Origin of the sequence: Massilia sp. HP4, assembly GCF_005222695.1 — a bacterium.
Taxonomy (GTDB): Bacteria; Pseudomonadota; Gammaproteobacteria; order Burkholderiales; family Burkholderiaceae_D; genus Telluria.
In genome coordinates, this window is sequence record NZ_STGG01000064.1 from 157,556 (window position 1) to 176,502 (window position 18,947).

Here is an 18,947-nt window from a genome sequence, read left to right on the forward strand (position 1 = left end):
GGAACCTACGATACTAGACCGGCACGGGGCGCGAATGTTTCGCTTATCGCAGAAGTTGCGCGCAGAAGTTGCGCGCAGAAGTTGCGAGCAGAAGTTGCGCGCAGAAAGTGCGCCGATGCCGGCGCACCCGGGGCGCTAGCGGTCGGTGTCGCGGTTGGCCTTGCCGTATTCCCCGGCCTTCTTGGCCGGCGCGCGCAGGATCGACAGGATCACCAGGCCGAACAGCGCGCTGAGGATGGCCGTCGCTTCGCGGCCCATGCCGGCGGCCACGCCGATGGCGGCCGTCATCCAGACGCTGGCGGCGGTGGTCAGGCCCTTGATATCGTTCTGTTCCTTCTGCTTGAGGATGGCGCCCGCGCCCAGGAAGCCGATGCCGGCGGTGACGCCCTGCAGTACGCGCGACAGGTCGGCCACCTGCATGCCCGCCTGCAGCGGGATCAGTACGAACAGGGCCGAGCCGACCGAGACCAGCATATGGGTGCGCAGGCCGGCCGAGGCGCCCACCGTCTCGCGCTCGTAGCCGAGCATCCCACCCACCAGGGCCGCCACCAGCAGGCGCACGACGATGACGGTCACGTCTTCGGCATTGCCCAGGTCTGAAAATTCACGCTGTATCGTCAGCCAGCTTTCTCTCCACCACACGGGTATTCCCTCCAGATTTCAGTTTCCGGGAAATAATGCCATCTATGCAAGATGCGTGTCGCCACGCTCGACAGTTCCCCCTCGTATTGACGTGCCGCGGCGGTGCAGGCTTTCGTATAATCGGCAGCTCAAACCTGACGAGGAGAATCTGATGGAAACGATGGAGATCTACCGCGGACGCCTGATCGACCACATCCAGCTGGTGGTGCGCGACCTGCCCGCCTCGCGCAAGTTCTATACGGCCGTGTTCGAGGTGCTGGGCATTCCGCTCGGCGGTTCGGGCGACGATTATTTCTGGGCCGATGAGTTGTTCATCTCGACAGCGAACAGCGAAGCAGCCCAGGGGCAGTTGACCGGCCGCCATCACCTGGCCTTCCAGGCGCGCGACCGCACCATGGTCGACGCCTTCTATCACGCGGCGCTGGCGGCCGGCGGCAAGGATAACGGCGCGCCGGGAGAACGGCCCTATCACCCCGGCTATTACGGCGCTTTCGTGATCGATCCCGACGGTAACAATATCGAAGCCGTGTACCACGGCGAAGCGACTTTCAGCGCGCGCGAGATCAAGATCACGTTCTGAAACGTCACACGGCCCGACCGTCCTTCCACGCCAGCAGGCGTGGGAGCAAGGCGGCGCTGGCCTGACTGTCGAGTTTGCGGCAGAAATGGGCGCTGGAGGCCCGGATGTGCTCGAAGTCGCCTTCGTCGAGCACCTTCGGGTGGCTGGCGCCGCCTTCCGGCCACTGGATGTAGCGGAAATTATCCGGAAGCACACGACCGGCGAAACGCGAGTGCATCACCAGGGTCTGGAAGTACAGCTCGTCGGGCGACTGCACGCTGCGGCAAAAGCGCAGCAGGCGTGGATGCGCGTCTGCCAGGCGCAGCAGTTCGCGCAGGCAGTCGCGCGACAAGGCCCACCAGCATGAGCCGCCGTAGGGGGCAAGGCTGTCGGGCAAGCGTCGAGTCCGACCCAGCAGGCGCAGGACACGATTGGCGGCGGCGCAGGCCAGGCGTTCGGCGGGACTGCCCCCGTCGCGATGAAAATAGGCGTAACGATGCATCACGCGCCAGCCGTCGGCCGCGATCGGCGCGGTCTCGATCAGCTCGTTCCCCCGCATCCTTGCCAGCTCGGCTTTCAATAAATTATTCGGCAACAGCGGGAAGTCCTGGGCCGACAGGAGGATGAGCTTGTCGAAATCCGGGACCTCGCGCACGACCTGGCGCATCGACGCCAGGGTGGCCGCGACCTGGGACACGTCGCCCCAGCGCACGGCGAGCCGCTCGCGCACGAGGCGCGCCTGCGGATGCAGCCGCGCCGGATCGAGCGCGCTCTTGCGGTCGAGGTGGACGTAGACCAGGAAATCGGGATCGCACAACTGCCCGACCAGCCCGTTGAGCTGGTCCATGTCCTTGTGCGCGCAGATCAGGAAAGCCTGTCTCATCGATGGCCCGCCGCTCGGTTCAAGCGCGACCACGCTAGCATCGCGCGTGAAAGGAGCGCGCCAGCTAGGCGCGGAGACAGGTTGCTAGTTCAAGGTCACGCTCTGCCCTGCGACGGTCACGGTGCGCACCGTGCCCGAGGTGGAGATGCTCACCGCCGGCTTCTTGCAGCCGACGTCGAGCAGCACCAGGAACTCGGCGGTCGACCTGCCGTCGTTCTTGAGGTAGAAGGCGCCATGGTCCTCGACCACATTGACCTTGGCGCCCGGACCGATCCACTTGGCGAAGCTGGCGTCCGCGTTCAGCGAGCGCAGGCACAGCGACTGGCCGCCGGCCGCCACCTTGACGTTCTGCGCATCCAGCACCGACATGATGACCGGCGTGTGGAAATTCCACTCATAGGTGCGCGCCACGGTGCTGGCCAGGCGGTCGCGCACCAGGATCGCGTTGCCCGCATTGCGCAGGTGCCAGACCTGGCGCCTGGCCATGGTCAGCTGGCCGCCATACGAGGCGGTGGCGTCGCCCTCGACGAAATCATGGCTCGGCTGGGCCGCGAAGCCGGTGATCTTGCCATTGCGCTGCAATTGTTCACGGTAGCCCGTCACCAGCTGGCCCTTGCCGCCATCGAAGGTGATGGCGTTCTGCGAACGGGTCTGGTGGTACCAGTCGTTCCAGTAGGGCGAACCGTACCAGTCGTACCAGCCAGCCTTGACCAGCAGCGGCTGGCCGGCGCTCGACAGCAGGATGCCGTTCTGGTCGCCGTGGCTGTGGTTGAACGAGCCGTAGGGGCTGGACTTGAAGTACAGCGAGGTACGCGCGGTCGATCCGATATCGGTATGCATGGAGGCCCAGCCGATACTCGGGTAATAGGCCGAATCGGTCGGCGGCGCCTTGGTCCTGGTGCCCTTGATCGGCATTGGGTATGGCGCTTGCAGCAGGCTCAGCGTGTCTTCGGTGCCGCCCAGGCTGGCGACATACCAGGCCGCGCGTGGCGATACCATGCGCGAGCCGAAGGCGTGCCAGACGCGGGTGTCGGGCCTGGTCTCGGAGCCGTCGCCGAAAGCATGGACGCGCGAGCCCGGCGGCGTGAACTGCGAGGCGAAGTCGAGCAGGCCCTGGGCCCAGGGCTTGGCATAGAAATTCACGCCGGAGGCCTGCGACATGGGATCCCACAGCGCGACCAGGTAGCCGGCCGCGTATTCGGCATAGGCGGTGCCGTTGGCGTAGCCGCCCTCCTCGCCGCTCCAGGGAGACGGCGAATTGGCGTAGGCGCGGAACGAGAAATCGAACCATTTCTGCGCTTCCGGAATATCGCCCAGGGCCAGCGTCGAGATCAGCGACAGGAAGATCAGGCTCGTGTTGCCGTGCGAGTCGAACGGGTACTGGTCGAGGCGGCCGTTATCGCCGGCCAGGTTGCCGTAGATTTCCTCGGCGCGGACCTTGACCGTGTTCAGCCAGCGCGCGCGACGCGGCGCATCGAGGTCGCCGGCCAGGATGTCGACCGCCTTGATCAGCGAGACCGAGATCTGGCGCGTCGCCTGGTCCTGGTTGGCGTAGCTGGTGGGCCCGGTCGGGTCGAGCGCGGCCAGCTGGTCGCCCCGGCGCAGCGCCTCGTCCAGGAAGATGCGCTCGCCCCTGATGCGCCACATCACGGCGGCGGCTTCGAGCTGGCGGCTGGCTTCGTTGATGCGCTGGCGGATGTCGGTCTGCTGGGTGGCCATGGCCGCCGTCAGCGGCGAGCTGATCACGATCGGCCAGCGCGCATCGCTCACTGCCGGCACGGCATTGGTCTGCAGCTTGATCTCGTTGATCATGCGGCTGACGTAAGGGCCGAGTTCGGCACGTTTGGCGCTATTCCAGCTGGCGTACGGAGTAAACGACGACGGCAGCGAACGCGGCCGTGCCTTGGACGCGATGCGCGCGCGCAGCGTCGCATTGTCGGGCACCTCGAACAGGTTCGACCTGCTGGTGATCGAGAAGCCGCGCGGGGTCGACCAGTCGTTGCTGCCCACCGGACGCACGCGCCAGGTGTACTTGCCCAGGGCCAGGGCCTTCGATGGCAGATACCAGTTGCGCTCCACCAATACCTTGCCCGGTGCGCCGCCGGCGGGCGTGATTTCGAGCTCGTAGGCGGCCGGTCCGTTGGCGTGGCGGGCCCAGGTGAATCCGGGCGGATTCTGTGCCTGGACCTGGTTCAGGTCCGGACCCGGCTGGACGACCAGGGGATCAAGGGACTGGACCCAATCCGCGCGCGCGCTCGTGCATACCAAGAGCGACGCCAGCGCCGCGGCGCGGACGAGACCTTTCCGGTGAAATTTCATGCTGAAGCTCCGAGAAGAACGAGAATTTGTTCAAGGACTGCGCCGCGATCGGGCGCTTGATGCCTGCTGCTCACGTCGGGTGACGCTTGCTTGATGGGAAGAATGTTACCGCAGGTTTTTTTGAACAAAATCAACTTCTCTAAGGAAATTTTGCCTTGCGCGTGTTTTTTTTTCTTCGTTCGCGAGAATCCAACACAGGAGATTTAACATTTGGCGAACAGGATGTTCTGTCCTGTAACTGTCGTGTTCGATATGAGAAGACTGTGCGATAACTAGGTTTGCTTCTCTTCATGTCGATGCTGCAGCGCATGCATCCGTTTCAGGTAACGCAGGCAATAGATGCCGAAGGCCAGCGGCGCCTTGCCGGCATGGCGCCGGCGCACGGCGAACTCTTCACGCCGCGCGGCGACCCGGTTGCTCGACGAGACGCTGCCGGCGTGGTCGCGAAACACCGTCAACACCCGGTCGAGCATCGCCGGCCGGAAAACCGCGCCCAGCCGCAGCCACAGGTCGATGTCCATCGCATAGCGCAAGCCCTCGTCGAACATGCCGACCCGCGTGAACACGTCGCGCCGAACGAACACGGCCGGGTGCGGGATCCAGGCGCGGCCGGCTGCAAAGGAGTGGTACGAGTAGGGGCGCATCGCGTTCTGCGGCAAAAGCCTGCCATCCTTGAGCACCCGGATATTGCCGAACACCCAGGCCGGTGGCCGGCCTGCCGCCCCGACCTGTTCGACACAGCGGCGGACGACTGCCAGCACCGATGGGTCGGCGTAGTAATCGTCCGAATGCAGATGGGCGATGTAGTCGCCCGTGGCTGCGGCGATGCCTGCATTCATGGCGCGGCCGATGCCGCCCTTGACGTCGCGCAGGACGTGCTTGTTGCCGGGATAGGCGGCGAGCAGGTCCAGGGTAGCGTCGTGCGAGCCGGCATCGACGAAGATGTGTTCGTGCGCCTGGCACGTTTGGGCCCGGACCGAGGCCAGGGTGTCAGCCAGGGTGGCGGCGCTGTTCCAGGTGCAGGTCACGATCGAGAAGGTCGGCGGGTTCGGCATACAACTCCAGTAAGTTGGGCAGCAGGCGGGCGCAATCGGCCCCGAAGTCGCGCGGGGGCGTTACCCGGCGCGGCGGGGCGGCGAGCAGGCGTGCGAGCCGCGCGACCAGGTCTGGCATCGACGCCGCCAGCGCCAGTTGGCCGGGATACTGCTGGTATTGCGCCAGCTCGGGCGTGCCGCCGCGCGCCAGCGCCAGGCAGCCGCGGCCCAGCGCGAGCGCTTCGAGTAGCGTGGTGCTGCAGGCTTCCTCGCACACCGAGGGCACCACGCACAGGTGGGCGCCTGCACTCAGGGCCAGGGTGGCGGCGTGATCCTGCCAGCCCAGGAAGCGCACGGCCGGGCCGGCATGGCGTCGGGCCAGCGCCGCCAGCAGCGGGCCGTCGCCGACGATGGTCAGGCGGGCATGCGCCGGTAGCCGGCCGGCGGCGGCATCGAGGAATTCGGCGAAGCCCTTGCCGGCATCGACGCGCCCGGCCAGCACCACCTCGCCCGCCTGCTGCGGCGGGGCGGCCAGGGCCAGCGCGCGCATGACCGGATAGTCGACGAGGTTGTGGATCACGCGGCTGCGCGACAGATCGGCATCGGGCACCGCGCGCAGGAAGCGGCGGCGCAGAAACTCGGACACGAAGACCGTCTTGTGGCGGGCGAAGGCGTGCGCCGCCTGGCTGCGATAGCCGCTCACGGCGAGCGCCGTCAGCGCGGTGCCGATGTTGCCAGGGCCAGTACCGCGCCTGGTACGGCGCGCAATGCACACGGTGCATTCGGCCGGCGCCAGCCGTTCGCAGACGGCGCCATCGACGAAACGCAGATGGGTCAGGCATTCGCTGCCCTGGTCGTGGCGGGTCTGGACGTAGTTGATGCCGTCCCGGATGTACAGGCCCGTCATCGGCAGGTGGCCGTGGTAATGGACCACGTCGAAACCGGCGGCGTGGGCATCGATGGCGGCGGCGATCCGGCGCGCGAAATACGGGCGCTTGAGTGGATTGAATGCGCCCAGCTGCGACTCCTTCCAGCCCGGCCGCGCGATGGCGAAGCCGGGCTTGATGCGTCCGGCGAAACCGATTTGCGCGGCCGGGTCGGCCGACGGCCGATCGCTGCGACCCAGGATCTCGACCTCGTGGCCGGCCTGCAACAGGCGGTTGGCCAGGGTGACGACGTGCTTGCCCAGGCCGCCGATCTGTTCGCCCGGCAAATCTTCGGACACCATCAGGATGCGCATGCCTCACCCTGCCCTGGCGCGCGCCAACTGGCAGCGCGTCTTGAGCCGCGCCCAGGCGCGCTCGCGGTCGTCGCGCTCGACCACGAACAGCGCGCCGTGCAAGGCCAGCAGCAACACGGTCGCGGCCATGATTGCCATGAAGGCATGCAGGCTGTCGCCCAGCAGCATGTCGGCTGTGCTGGCGGCGATGGCCACGAGCGCGATCCCGGCCAGGCCCGGCAGGTAGCCATGGACCAGCAGGCGCCCCAGCGAGGTCGGGACCGTGCGGCCGTGCACGTAGGCGATGAAGGCCGTGGCGAACACCAGCGACATGGCCAGGTGGCCCCAGGCCGCGCCATCGATACCCCAGCCCGCCACGCCGGCGCCCACGACGCCCAGCCCCGCCAGCGCGCGCACCACGGCGAACAGGCCCGAGACGCGCGGATGGCCCATGCCATCGTTGACCAGCGACGGCAGGCTGGTGAGCGAATCGACGAATTGCGACAAGGCCATCAGCGCCAGGACGGTGGCGCCGTGGCGCGCGAAGGTCTCGTCCATCCAGTAGTCAAGGATTTGGTGGGCGAACACGGCCAGCAGCACCAGGATCGCGCCGTTCAGGTAGGCTACGTAACGTGTCGCCTTGAGGTAGACCCCGTCCAGGCGCGCCAGTTCGCCCCGCGCCGCGAGCGCGCTGGCGGCCGGGAAGAACACCGCCGACAGCCGGAAGCTCAGGCCCAGCACGCGGTTGGCCAGCGTGGCCGCGACCGCGAAATACGCCAGGCCGGCGACGCCGACCAGGGCCCCGATCACCAGTTTATCGGCGTGGGCATAGGACAGCGCGGCAAAGCGCGACAGGAACGACCAGCCCGAGAAGCGCAACAGGGCCGCGCGCGCGCCGCCGCCCGGCCAGCGCCACTGCCAGGCCGGCAGCAGGCGCCGGATCGCGCGCCACAGCAGCAGGCCGTGGATGGCGCTCGCCAGCACGCGCAACAGGATCACCTCGAACAGGCCGTGGCCCAATGCCAGCACGCCGACCGTCGCCAGCGGCAGCAGCGCGCCGAACACCATCTCGAGCCGGCCCGAGATGTCGTAGCGCATCAGGGACTGCGGCACGCTGTTCAGGTAGATCTGTACCTGGCCGAACAGGAAGGCGAGCGCGGCGAGTCGCAAAGTCGAGGTCGCTTCTTGGTGCAAGGCCGGCGGCACGGTGAACACGGCGTCGACCAGCCAGGCGGCGCTCGCATGGATGCCCAGCGCACCGAGCAAGCCGATGCCGGCATAGGTGGCCAGGCCGAACGAGATGGTCTCGAAGATGCGGCCGGCGTCGCCGTTGGCCCGGTGCTGGGCGATGTACTTGACCGAGCCGGCGGTAAGGTTGATGTCCATCACCGCGAAATAACCGACGATGGCCGTCACCAGCGCGTACACGCCATAGCCGGCCTCGCCCAGCCCGCGCACCACCAGCGGCACCGTGCCCAGCATCACCAGCGCGGGCACCGCCGCCCCGAGCAGGTTGAACCAGGCGTTGCGGGCCAGGCGCAGCTTCATCAGGCCGGCACCAGGTGGCGAGGCGGCGCGCCCTGCCAGGCCAGCGGACGCGGCGCCGGAACACCTTGCGCGGCCGCCAGCGCCAGGTAAGGCAGACTCAGGCACAAAGCCAGCATCTGGGTCGTGCGCACCTGCGGGAACGGCGTGCCGATCAGCAGGTCAGGAATCATGAACGCGAGCCCTGCCGCCCCGGCCGCGCCCAGGCCCAGCAGCTCGGGCGATAGGCTGCGCAGCGCGCGCCGGGTGAACACGATGAAAGCGACGATGGTCCCCGCCAGCAGCGCCGTGCCCAGCAGGCCGCTCTTGAGAGCGATGTGCAGCACCCCGCTATGAAGGAACAGGCCGCCGTCCGGATTGTTTTGCCACGAGATGGTTTGGTAGCCGTGATAGCGGCCCCAGGAGCCGATCCCGGCCAGCGGACGGGAAAGAAAGTCACTGAGGGCCAGCTTCAGTTCGAGCACCCGCTCGCTCTGCGGGCCGAAGCGGCGCGACTGCATATCGTGCAACAGGCCGACGCCCACTTCCCCCACCTCGCCCGCCGTGCGGGTCTGCGCCAGGCGCCGCGCGGCCACGAAGGCCATGGCGGCGCCGGCCAACGGCATGGCGGCAAAGGTCAGCTGCAGGCGACGTCCGGGTGGGAAGCGCAGCAGCAGCACCATGAAGGCCAGCACGAAGCCGATCCATGCCGTGCGGCGGTAGGACAGCACCACGCACAGGGCGGTCGCGGCCAAGGTCGACCATTCCAGCATGCGCCAGGTCTTGCTGCGATCGGGCTGCTGCGCGCCAAACAGCCCGACGGCGGCGATGGCGAACGCCAGCGTGCACAACAGACTGTCGTTGATGTCGAAGAAGGTCAGGCGGATCTGGATCGCGTTCATATTGGCGTAGACATTGTTCGGATCGCCGCCGGATATTGCCCAGCGGCCGAGGCCGAACAGCGCGCGCGCCAGGCCCGCCAGCATGATGAAGCGCGCCAGCTCGAGCGCGTGTTCGCGGGTACGGAAGGCCAGCAGCATCAGCGAGATCAGCGGCGCCATCCAGACGATATTCGAAAAGCCGGATGGCGCGAGCGACTCGGCCGCCGGCACCCCCGCGACGAGGCCGGCGCCGACATGGCAGGCCAGCAGGACGGCCCAGGCTAGGAACCAGGGGCGCAGGTTGCAGGCCGGCGCAGGATGGCGCTGGGGGCCGCTCCAGGGAGTCGTCGAGAAGCCGGCTGCGACGCGGGCGCAGATCCAGGCGCCGAGGATGTACCACAGCAGCACGCCGAAGAACAGCATGCCCGAGCCGCGGCTATAGATGCTGCGTGAGGCGAACACGGCCAGGCTGCCGTAGCTGGTGGAATTGACCCAGAAGAAGACCAGCAGATAGGGATAGACCAGGAAGCGCGGCCAGACGATGCCGACGCCGATGCCGGCCACGGCCGCGATCGACAGGCCGATGACGACTAGCCAGGGCAGCGAGTAATAGATATAGGGCAGGAAGTCGCTCATCGCGGCGCGGGTGCCTGGTTAGTTGTGGGCGGTGGTCGCGGTGGTCGCGGTGGTCGCGGTGGACGCTGTGGACGCGGTGGTCGCGGTATGTGCAAAGGTCGCGGCCGGAGCGGTCGCCCCGGTTGTCGCGGTAGTGGCTACAACTGCGTTGGTCGCGTTGCCCGCAGCAGTCGTGGCGGGAGCGGTCGTCGTGGTGGACGCCGCGCCGGTCGCGGGAACCGTGTCCGCCGCGCCCGCGACGGTATCTGCGCCGATCAGGTGGGCACGGTCGGTGGACGGCAGCACCGACAGCATGTCGGCCACGAAACGGTCTTGCACCCGCCAGGCGGACTGCTCGTCGCCCTGGATGGTCGATACCCGTACCAGCATGCCGTCGGGGATCTCGCCCGCCAAGCCGTAGGCGAGACGGCGTAGCTTTTGCTGGATGCCGGCCTTGGTGGCCTTGTCCCCGATCGTGATCCAGTAGGTGATCGGCTCGTTGCGCTCGGCGAGGCGCGCCACCAGGCGCTTGACCGGCAACTGGCCGTAGCGGGTGGGCAGCAAGTCTTCGCTGTCCTTGAGCAGTGCAAATCCCTGGGCCACGTAGCAGACCTCGGGCAGGTGCAGCTGCAGTGCCTTGCTCTGGTCGCCGCCATAGGCGATCGACAGCATCACGCGCTGGCCGTGCCGGTCGATATAGGTGCGCGACAGGGTCTGGTCGTAGATCTTCGCAAGCACGCCCTGCTGCTCGGGATCGGGTTGCAGCGGCACGACGCTGGGATCGATCGTCCACGCGCCGAAGCGCTGCGGGATCATTTGTTCCAGGCTGAAGCGTTCGTGCGGCTGCGGCGCGCGCGGCTGCGGCGTCAGGGCCCTGGTCAGGGCCGAGGTGGCGGCCATGGCCAGGCCCAGCACGATGCTGACGGCCAGGTGGCGGCGCAGCGGTGTCATTGGGCGGCCTCGTGCATCGGCCCCGGCCGGCCGCCACCGTGGCGATCGTCGCCGCGACGGTGTGTATCCGCGCCGCCGCCCCTGCCTTCGCGGCGCTTGATAAACCACTGCAGGGCCGAGTCGAGCGCCAGGATCAGCAGCAATGCCGTCACGAATAGCACCATCCCGGCAAAACCGTGCAGGAAACCCTGGCCGGCGGCATCGCCGAAGTAATACGTGACCAGGGTCAGCACGATCACGCGGATCACGTTCGCGGTGAACGAGATCGGCACGATCAGGATCGCCAGCGCCATATTGCGGATCGCCGAAGGATGGCGCATCAGGTTCAGGTAGAACAGGCCCAGCGCCTCCAGGGTCAGCAGGGTCTGCAGGCCGGCGCAGGCATCGGCCACCAGCAGCTGGTACTGGCCAATCTGCAGCACCACGCCCGAGCGCGAGATCGGATAGCCGGCGGCGAACAGCAGGTGTTCGGTGGCCCAGGACACGGCCATCTTCATGGGCATCGTCACCGCCGCCACCAGCTCGCTCGGCAGGGGCACCATGAACAGCATGAAGAAGAAGGGGAACCACAGCATGCGCAGCGCCTTCGCCCCCAGCTTGAGCAGCACCACTGCCGCCAGCACGGCCAGGATCGAGGCGACTTCGAACATCAGGATTTTTTGCGAGCGTCCCAGCAGGTGGATGCCCAGGCCGAAGGCCAGCACTGCCCAGCCGGCCCAGTGTGCACGGGCCGGTGAGCTGGCGGCGAGCACCTCGGGCCACTTGCGCCAGATTAGCCACAAGGCCAGGAAGAAGATGATCGGCCCATGGCCCTGCTCTTCGCCGATCCAGGCGCCGGTGAACAGGTCGTGGAAGGTCGGGCCGAGCAGCAAGGCCAGGCCGAGCATGACCGGCCACCATTCGGGCAAGGCCTGGCGCAAGCCGGCGCCGGCGCCAGGCCCGAAGCCCAGGCCGAAGCCGGTGCCGGTGCCGCGACCTCGGCCGGTTCCGGGGCCGAGACTTGGGCCGGTCCCGGGGCCGAGACCTGGGCCGGTGCCGGTGCCGAGACCTCGGCCGGTGCCAGGGCCAGGCAGCGGGTCCGTGGAGCGACCGGTCGTCATCCTAGAACTCCATCACGACCGAGCCGACCACTTCGGCGCCGGCGTCAAGCATCTGCTCGGCCATATGCGCCATGTCGGCAATGCGGGTATGGTGCTTGCGGGCCACCAGCAGCACGCCGCCGGCACGCCCCGCCACCGCCAGCGCATCGGCCCCGGTCGTGAATGGCGGCAAGTCGTACAGCACGACATCGTGGCGGCTTTCCAGTTGCGCAGACAGTGTGCGGAAAGCGGGCCGCGCCAGCAGCTCCTGCGGATTCGGCGGCAAGGTTCCGGCCGGCAGCACCGACAGGTCGGGAAAGGACGGCACCCGCAGGATTGCGTCGAGATCGGCCCGTCCGGCCAGCAGGTCGGACAGTCCCTGGCGCGGCCTGAGCCCGAACAGCGCATGCTGGCGCGGAGTGCGCAGGTCGGCGTCCACCAGCAAGGTCTGCTCGCCGAGTTGCGAAAACACCAGCGCCAGGTTGGCCGCGAACTGGCTTACGCCCTCGTCCGCGGTCGCGCCGGCGATCGCCAGCGCGCGCCGCCCGCGCGCGAACCAGCGCAGCACCAGCTGGCTGCGGATCGCGCGCAGCGCCTCGACCTGGGGCGAGAACGGTTCGTACGCGGCGACCAGCCGGGGCGACAGCCTGGCCTGCCCTTTCTGCAGATATGGGTAGGCGAACTGCCGCGCCAGCGCCTGCTGGATATCGTCCTCACTCACCAGGCCCAGGCGCAACGCCGCCTCGCCGTAGCGGATGCCAAGGTCTTCGTGGGTGCGCAGGACGCGCTCGGCGTCGTCAACGCTCAGCTTGCCCGCGTCGACCAGCAGCGCGCCCATGCTGGCGTCGGGGGCAGCACTGGCGCCTGGGCCGGAGCTCGCGCTGTGATGCAGGGCGGATAGCACGGATGAGTTCATGGCGGGTCCTCAGTTCAGGCGCGGCAGGCGGACGGGCGCCACCAGCCTGCGGATGCGCCCAGTCTTGACCGGTGGCGGCTCCCAGGCGATGGTTCCCAGCACGGGAATGCCGAGCATGTCGCGCAAGTCGCTGCTGGAGCGCACTGGCCGCGCCAGCAGTTCCAGCAGCAGCGCCAGGCCGACGCCGAGCACGGTGCCGAGCAGGATCGAGGCCAGGGTATTGAGCAGGATGCGCGGGCCGCTTGGCGCGGTGGGCGCCACCGCCGGGTTCAGCACCGAGACATCGGATTGCTCGGACTGGGCCTCGATCCGGGTCTGCGAATAGCGCTGGCTGGCCGAGTCGAAGGCCCGCTGGGCGCCCTCGAGGTCTTTCAGCAGCGGGCCGAGTTCGTCGCGGGTGCGATTGAGCTCGAGCACGCGCTCCTTTTGCGCCGCCAGCTCGCTGCGCAACTGGGACTCGCGCTGGCGAACCACGTCGGCATTGGTGCCGACGCTGCGCGTGACGCTGCCCAGCGCACTATCGAGCTCGGCGCGCAGCTTGCCGGCCTCGGCACTGGCCGCCTGGTAGTGCGGGTGGTTGCGGCCGAAACGCGAGCCGGCCTCGGCCAGTTTCGCTTCGGCGCTGGCCAGGTTCATGCGCAGGTTCTGGATCAGCGCGTTGTTGGCGACATCGGGCGAATCGACGGCGCCGCCGGCCGCCTTCTCGCGCGAGTTCGCTTCCATGGCCGCCGTTTGCGCCACGACCAGCTGGGCAGCGAGGTCGTTCAGGCGCGACAGTTCGACGTCGACCCGGTTGTTGTCGAGGCTGACGATGCCTTTTTCTTGCTGATACTTCGACAGGCGCGCCTGGGCCGTTTCGAGGTTGTCGCGTAGCTGCCGGGTCTGCTCATTGAAATAGGTCGAGGCGTTCTTGGCCGGCTCGGTCTTGAGCTGCACGCCGACCCGCCGGTATTCTTCGGCGAAGGCGTTCGCGACCGCCGCCGCGAATGCCGGATCGGCGCCGCTGAAGCTGATCTCGACCACGCTCGATTCGCGCGACGGCATGATCTCGAGCTTCTTGAGCAGCAGCTCGGCCAGCCAGTCGCGCACCGAGCCCTTGCCGTCGTTGGCGTCGCGGAATTGCTGGACCACGGCCGGGCTGGACGCCAGCTGCAATGCATCGACGACCCGCAGCGCCACGTTCTTGCTGCCGATGATGTCCATCTGCGTCGCCATATAGCCCGGCATCAGTTGCCCGGGCATGGTCAGGCCGGTCAGCGGATCGACGCCCTTGTAGTTGAGCAGGACCGAGGCCGTGGCTTCATAGGTTTTTTGCTGCACCACGCTCCAGCCGAGGGCGAGCAGCACCGTGATCAGGAGAGTCCCCAGGATCATCTTCTTCCGGGCAAGCAAGATCAGCAGAAATTGATGCAGGTTCATGAGTCACCTTTGCATGCGCAGTGAAAATCGGCTTCGCTCGCGCGCCGGATAATCTTGCGGCCAACCATCACCGCGTGGAGTGATTTGGTCCAGTGGACCAAATCACGAGCCATCCCCCCTAGTGTCCTGAATTGGAAGTTCGTTGAATAGTAAATGTGGCGAAGTCGGCCCGAGACAAGGAGCAAAGTACAGCAAGGCCGGGGCCTTGCGCGCATTTGCGACGCAGTATCGGGGCGATTCTCGCCGCATTTATTCAACGAATCTTCAATTCAGGACACTAGAACCAGCTCTCGCGTACCACGATCACATCGTCGACCTGGACCGGATCGCTGGCCTTGGTGTCCAGGGTGACGGGATTGCCGCTGGCATCACGGCGCGTGACCTTGATGCCGTTGTCGCTGCCGCGCGGGCCCAGGCCGCCGCCGGCCGAGATCGCCTGCTGCACCGTCATGCCGCGCTCCAGGCGGAACGGCCCGGGGCGGCCTACCTCGCCGGTAACGTAGGCGCGCGGCGCCCGCTCCACGAAGATGATGTCGCCACCGGCGACTTCGTAGTCCTTGTCGAGCTCGCCCTTGCGCACCATATCGACCACGTCGATGGTCTCGCGCGTCGTCTGGCCGTCGCGCGTGCGCACCAGGCTGATCATGTCGCCGCCATCGCCATGGATGCCGCCGGCCAGCGCCAGCATGTCGAGCACCTTGCGTCTGCCTTCGACCGGATAGCGGCCCGGCCGGTTCACATGACCCAGCACCGACACCTGCTGGCTGGCCAGCGTGGTGACGAGCATATTGACCTGGGCCTGCTTGATATAGCCGCCTTTCTGCAACTGGCCGGCGATTTTTTTCTCGGCCGCGGCCACCGACAGGCCGCCGACGGCGACCTGGCCCAGCAGCGGGAACGTGAGGTGGCCGCTCTCGCTCACGCGGGTCTCGATCGACAGGTCGGGGCTGCCATACACCGACAGCTTGACCACGTCGCCGGCGCCCAGCAGCACTTCGGCCGCCCCCGCCATGCCCGTGCCCGTCCCCATGCCCAGCACGAGGGCGGCGCCCATCACCCATCTCGTCCAGCGTCTCATCGTCAATCCTCCAGTTGCGAAGGTCGTCAGAAAATCCTACTTGAGGCCTGCCACGCCCCGGTCGAGCGCAGCCTTGTCGGCAGCGCTGTCGTCATCGCCGTCGGTAGCCGCCGGGCCGATGTTGCCGTCACCCGCAATGGGCGCCGCGCCCGCCGCCGCGCTACCCGCCTGCCCTGCCCCAGGGATGGCCGCCAGCGATGCCGGCGCCGCGGTCGGCAGCGCACCGGGCGTGGCGGCGTCGGGCGCCAGGTCCTTGTTCAGGTATTCGATCCTGGCGGTCGCGCGCAGGCGCTGGATCTCGGCCTGGGCCAGTTCCTTGTTCTTGCGGTTGGCCAGGTATTGCGCAATCTGCGGCGCAGCGATATCGAGCGACACTGGCGCATCGCGCACCGCGTCGATCGCGATCAGGAGCGCGCGCTGCCCTTCCTGCACCAGGAACAGCTGGCCCTTGGGCATCGACAGCAGCCTGGCTGCCAGCTCGGGCTTGAGGTCGGCCGTGCTGCGTGTGACCTGGGCGCGGCCGTAGGCGACTTGCCGGGTGTCGAGGAGGGCCGCAACTTCTTCAAGTGACTTGGCCTTGTCGGCGGCGGCGCGCAGTTCGGGTGTCACGGCCGAGGCCGGCAACACGAGCTGGTTCATCGCGAACTGGCGGCGGTTGGCGAAAAATTGCGGATGCTTGTTGAAGTAGTCTTCGATCTCGGTCTGGGTCGGGCGGCCGACGTCGCCCACCGCTTTCTGCATATAGGCCTGGGCGATGATCAGGGAGCGCGCGCGCTCGATCGCCTGCATCACCTTGGGATCGCGGTCGATCTTTTCCCTGGCCGCTTCGTTCTCGAGCAGTTCACGGTCAATCAAGGCTTGCAGCAATTGCTTGCGGCCGATTTCTTGCTGGGCAGCCGGCACGCCGGCGCGCTGCATTTCTTCATTCAGCTGCAGGATCGTGATCTCTTCGCCATTCACGCTCGCCAGTGCCTGGCCGGGCTTGGCGTCGGCCGCCGGATTATCTTTGTTGCAGCCCGCCAGCGCCATGCTGGCCATGACTACGGCCGCGCATGCCGCCCGCCTTGGCGTGAACGAAAGAATGGACGATCGGGCGTTCTGGTGCGAGCTCTTCATGTGGTTCTCCAACGTGGGGGGACGCCGCCTGCTGTCATGCATGCGCCGTCCGGGTCGAAACCTGCCATTCTGGACTGCTCGCGACATTTTCTCTGTTCAGGATCTCACATCGTGCGTCGAGATAGGCGGCATAGGCGCGCTGCAAGCCTTCGGCCAGCGGCGTGCTGGCGCGCCAGCCCAGCGCCGCCAGCTTGGACACATCCAGCAATTTGCGCGGCGTGCCGTCGGGCTTGCTCGCATCAAAAACAATATTGCCGCGGTAACCTACCGTCTGGCCCACCAGGCGCGCGAGGTCGGCGATGGTGACGTCCTGGCCGGTGCCGACATTGATGTGCGAATGCATGGGTTCGGTGCTGGCCGCGTAAGCCTCGGGCGTGAGATCCATCACGTGCACGCTGGCGGCGGCCATGTCGTCGATGTACAGGAACTCGCGCATGGGCTTGCCGCTGCCCCAGATCGCGACCTCGGGCGCCTCGTTCACCTTCGCCTCATGGAAGCGCAGCAGCAGGGCCGGGATCACGTGACTGTTCTCGGGGTGGTAGTTGTCACCGGGGCCATACAGATTGGTCGGCATCACGCTGCGGTAGTCGGTGCCGTACTGGCGGTTATAGCTTTCGCACAGCTTAATGCCGGCAATCTTGGCCATGGCATAAGGCTCGTTGGTCGGCTCGAGCATGCCGTTCATCAGGTATTCTTCGCGGATCGGCTGGGCCGCCATGCGCGGATAGATACATGACGAGCCGAGGAACAGCAGCTTGTGCACGCCGGCGCGCCAGGCCTCGTGCACCACATTGGCCTGCACCATCAGGTTGTCGTAGATGAACTCGGCCGGATAGCTGTTGTTGGCATGAATGCCGCCGACCCTGGCCGCGGCCAGGTAGACCTGGTCGATGCGCTCGGTGCGGAAAAACTCGCGCACCTGGCCCTGGTCTGTCAGTTCGAGTTCGTCGTGGGTGCGGGTGACGATGTCGGCATGGCCCCTGGCGCGCAGCACGCGCACGATCGCCGAGCCGACGAGGCCGCGATGGCCGGCAACATAGATGCGAGGTTTGTTCTGCACATTGACTCCCGTGATCAATGCCCGTGTTTCCCGCCCGATTGCGGCTGGGAAATCGGTCATTGCTCTTGCAATCTCATTAACAATTCTACCCAGCTACGATGGCCGCGCAAGGCTGTCGGGAATCGTCCAGATCAAAGGAAGCGTCGATTTGGTGCTCATCCGTTGCCAGGGAAAAATTGATTAACTCATCGGCCCGGCTCGAAGCCTGACTACCCTGCCATTCGATGCGCGCAAAGCCCGACAGTTCACTTTCCGTGCGCCGATCAGTGAGCGTTTTCGCGCGTGAGGACGACCTTGACAGTCTTGAGGATGATCCACAGGTCGAGCCACAGCGACCAGTTGCGCAGGTAATCGAGGTCGTACTGGATACGCGCCTCCATCTTGTCGAGGGTCGCCGTCTCGCCGCGCAATCCATTCACCTGGGCCCAGCCGGTAATGCCCGGCTTGACCTTGTGGCGCAGCATATAGCCCTTGATGAGCTTGCGGTATTCCTCGTTGTGCGCGACCGCATGCGGGCGCGGCCCGACCACGCTCATCCGCCCCTGCAAGGCATTGATGAACTGTGGCAGCTCGTCGAGCGAGGTGCAGCGCAGGAAACGGCCCAGGCGCGTGATGCGGCCGTCGCCCGGCCTGGCCTGGACGATGGTCGGCCCATCGTCCAGCACCGTCATCGAACGAAATTTATAGATATAGATTTCTTCGCCATACAGGCCATAGCGGCGCTGCTTGAACAGCACCGGCCCAGGCGAGCCGAGCTTGACGGCGATCGCGACCAGCAGCATCAGCGGACCCAGCAGCACCAGCGCGGTCGCGCTCACCGCGACGTCGGTGCCGCGCTTGATCACGCTATTAAAACCCATGAACGGCGTCTCGCTGATCGCGATCACCGGCATGCCGCCCACGGTGTCGAAACGCGCCTGCATCAGGTCGAACACATACACGTCGGGCAAGAAATACACCGAGGCGGTAGTGTCCTTCAGTTCGTCGACCAGCTTGCGGATGCGCGGCTGCGCCGAGACCGGCTGGCTGATGAAAATCATCTTGATATTATGCCGTCGCACATAGGCGGCGACATCTAGCATCGTGCCCAGCATCGGGTACTTCAGCCCGACGAGCTGGCGCCCGTCGGCGCGGTCGTCGAAGAAGCCCTGCACCTGCATGAACAGGTTCGGGTGGCGCTCGCACACGCCGGCGAACTTGATGCCGGCATCGTTGGCGCCGACCACCACGATCGACCGAAGTTCGCGGCTGCGCTGGCTGCTGCCGGTGGCCAGGCGCACCGCGATATGGCTGGCCAGGATCGTCAGCGGCGTCGCGACCGCCCAGGCCAGCAGCACGCGCTCGTCGTAATAATATTTCATGCCGCTGGCCGAGCCGAGGAAGTACAGCACGGCGATCGTCAGGCACCAGCCGAACACGGTATCGCGCGCATACGCCAGCATGCGGCCGCTGCGCCAGGTACGGTAGGGATCGATGTGCTGGTAGACGGCCGACGAGATGAAGAAGGCGAGGACCATCAACACCAGGCAATAGCCTGAGAACGGTTCCCCGAAAGCCAGTGTCGCCAGATACAGGCTGCCCATCACGATCAGCGGATCGAGCACGCGCTGGAAGAACGAAATGATGGGGATGTCGTTGACCGTCATGCGTCG

16 protein-coding genes are annotated in these 18,947 nt (G+C 66.7%); 1 reads left to right on the forward strand and 15 read right to left on the reverse strand.

What is annotated here, in order from left to right; all coding sequences use genetic code 11:
- Positions 1-135 precede the first annotated feature (135 nt).
- Positions 136-648, reverse strand: a complete 513-nt coding sequence (locus E8M83_RS23540; RefSeq protein ID WP_137175780.1) for an MgtC/SapB family protein — start codon at positions 646-648, stop codon at positions 136-138.
- Between the two features lie 145 nt (positions 649-793).
- Between E8M83_RS23540 and E8M83_RS23545 the strand changes: the two genes are divergently transcribed.
- Positions 794-1,222, forward strand: a complete 429-nt coding sequence (locus E8M83_RS23545) for a VOC family protein (RefSeq protein WP_137175781.1) — start codon at positions 794-796, stop codon at positions 1,220-1,222.
- 4 nt (positions 1,223-1,226) lie between these two features.
- Here the strand turns inward: E8M83_RS23545 and E8M83_RS23550 are convergent, their stop codons facing one another.
- The 14 genes from E8M83_RS23550 to E8M83_RS23615 form a co-directional block, all read right to left on the reverse strand.
- Positions 1,227-2,084: a beta-1,6-N-acetylglucosaminyltransferase gene (locus E8M83_RS23550; protein ID WP_137175782.1), complete on the reverse strand. Its 858-nt coding sequence runs from the start codon at positions 2,082-2,084 to the stop codon at positions 1,227-1,229.
- An 84-nt stretch (positions 2,085-2,168) separates the two neighbouring features.
- Positions 2,169-4,403, reverse strand: coding sequence for a heparinase II/III family protein (locus E8M83_RS23555; protein ID WP_137175783.1), 2,235 nt, complete (start codon positions 4,401-4,403; stop codon positions 2,169-2,171).
- A 272-nt stretch (positions 4,404-4,675) separates the two neighbouring features.
- A complete protein-coding gene (locus E8M83_RS23560) occupies positions 4,676-5,458 on the reverse strand; it encodes a glycosyltransferase family 2 protein (RefSeq protein WP_137175784.1) in 783 nt (260 codons plus the stop codon).
- Positions 5,394-6,677 carry a glycosyltransferase family 4 protein gene (locus E8M83_RS23565; protein ID WP_137175785.1) on the reverse strand — a complete coding sequence of 428 codons (1,284 nt, stop codon included), beginning with the start codon at positions 6,675-6,677 and terminating at the stop codon, positions 5,394-5,396. Before E8M83_RS23565 ends, E8M83_RS23560 begins: the two co-directional genes overlap by 65 nt.
- Before the next feature lie 3 nt (positions 6,678-6,680).
- Positions 6,681-8,204, reverse strand: a complete 1,524-nt coding sequence (locus tag E8M83_RS23570) for an oligosaccharide flippase family protein (protein WP_137175786.1) — start codon at positions 8,202-8,204, stop codon at positions 6,681-6,683.
- Positions 8,204-9,697, reverse strand: coding sequence for an O-antigen ligase (locus E8M83_RS23575; RefSeq protein ID WP_137175787.1), 1,494 nt, complete (start codon positions 9,695-9,697; stop codon positions 8,204-8,206). The genes E8M83_RS23570 and E8M83_RS23575 overlap by 1 nt, the downstream gene beginning before the upstream one ends.
- Before the next feature lie 18 nt (positions 9,698-9,715).
- The gene (epsI, locus tag E8M83_RS23580) at positions 9,716-10,627 is read right to left on the reverse strand and encodes an exosortase-associated protein EpsI, B-type (protein ID WP_229491848.1); all 912 of its coding nucleotides are present in this window, start codon (positions 10,625-10,627) and stop codon (positions 9,716-9,718) included.
- The gene (gene xrtB, locus E8M83_RS23585) at positions 10,624-11,727 is read right to left on the reverse strand and encodes an exosortase B (RefSeq protein WP_373995070.1); all 1,104 of its coding nucleotides are present in this window, start codon (positions 11,725-11,727) and stop codon (positions 10,624-10,626) included. The genes epsI and xrtB overlap by 4 nt, the downstream gene beginning before the upstream one ends.
- Before the next feature lies 1 nt (position 11,728).
- Positions 11,729-12,622: a chain length determinant protein tyrosine kinase EpsG gene (gene epsG, locus E8M83_RS23590; RefSeq protein WP_137175788.1), complete on the reverse strand. Its 894-nt coding sequence runs from the start codon at positions 12,620-12,622 to the stop codon at positions 11,729-11,731.
- Positions 12,623-12,631: 9 nt separating this feature from the next.
- Positions 12,632-14,041: a chain length determinant protein EpsF gene (epsF, locus tag E8M83_RS23595; RefSeq protein WP_137175789.1), complete on the reverse strand. Its 1,410-nt coding sequence runs from the start codon at positions 14,039-14,041 to the stop codon at positions 12,632-12,634.
- A gap of 277 nt (positions 14,042-14,318) precedes the next feature.
- Complete coding sequence (epsE, locus tag E8M83_RS23600) at positions 14,319-15,095, reverse strand: polysaccharide export protein EpsE (protein WP_229491854.1); 777 nt, start codon at positions 15,093-15,095, stop codon at positions 14,319-14,321.
- 60 nt (positions 15,096-15,155) lie between these two features.
- Positions 15,156-16,235 carry an EpsD family peptidyl-prolyl cis-trans isomerase gene (locus E8M83_RS23605; RefSeq protein ID WP_137175791.1) on the reverse strand — a complete coding sequence of 360 codons (1,080 nt, stop codon included), beginning with the start codon at positions 16,233-16,235 and terminating at the stop codon, positions 15,156-15,158.
- 34 nt (positions 16,236-16,269) lie between these two features.
- On the reverse strand, positions 16,270-17,295 hold the full coding sequence (locus E8M83_RS23610) for a GDP-L-fucose synthase (RefSeq protein ID WP_137175792.1): 1,026 nt from the start codon (positions 17,293-17,295) through the stop codon (positions 16,270-16,272).
- 263 nt (positions 17,296-17,558) lie between these two features.
- Positions 17,559-18,941: an undecaprenyl-phosphate glucose phosphotransferase gene (locus E8M83_RS23615; protein ID WP_137175793.1), complete on the reverse strand. Its 1,383-nt coding sequence runs from the start codon at positions 18,939-18,941 to the stop codon at positions 17,559-17,561.
- Positions 18,942-18,947: the final 6 nt, after the last annotated feature.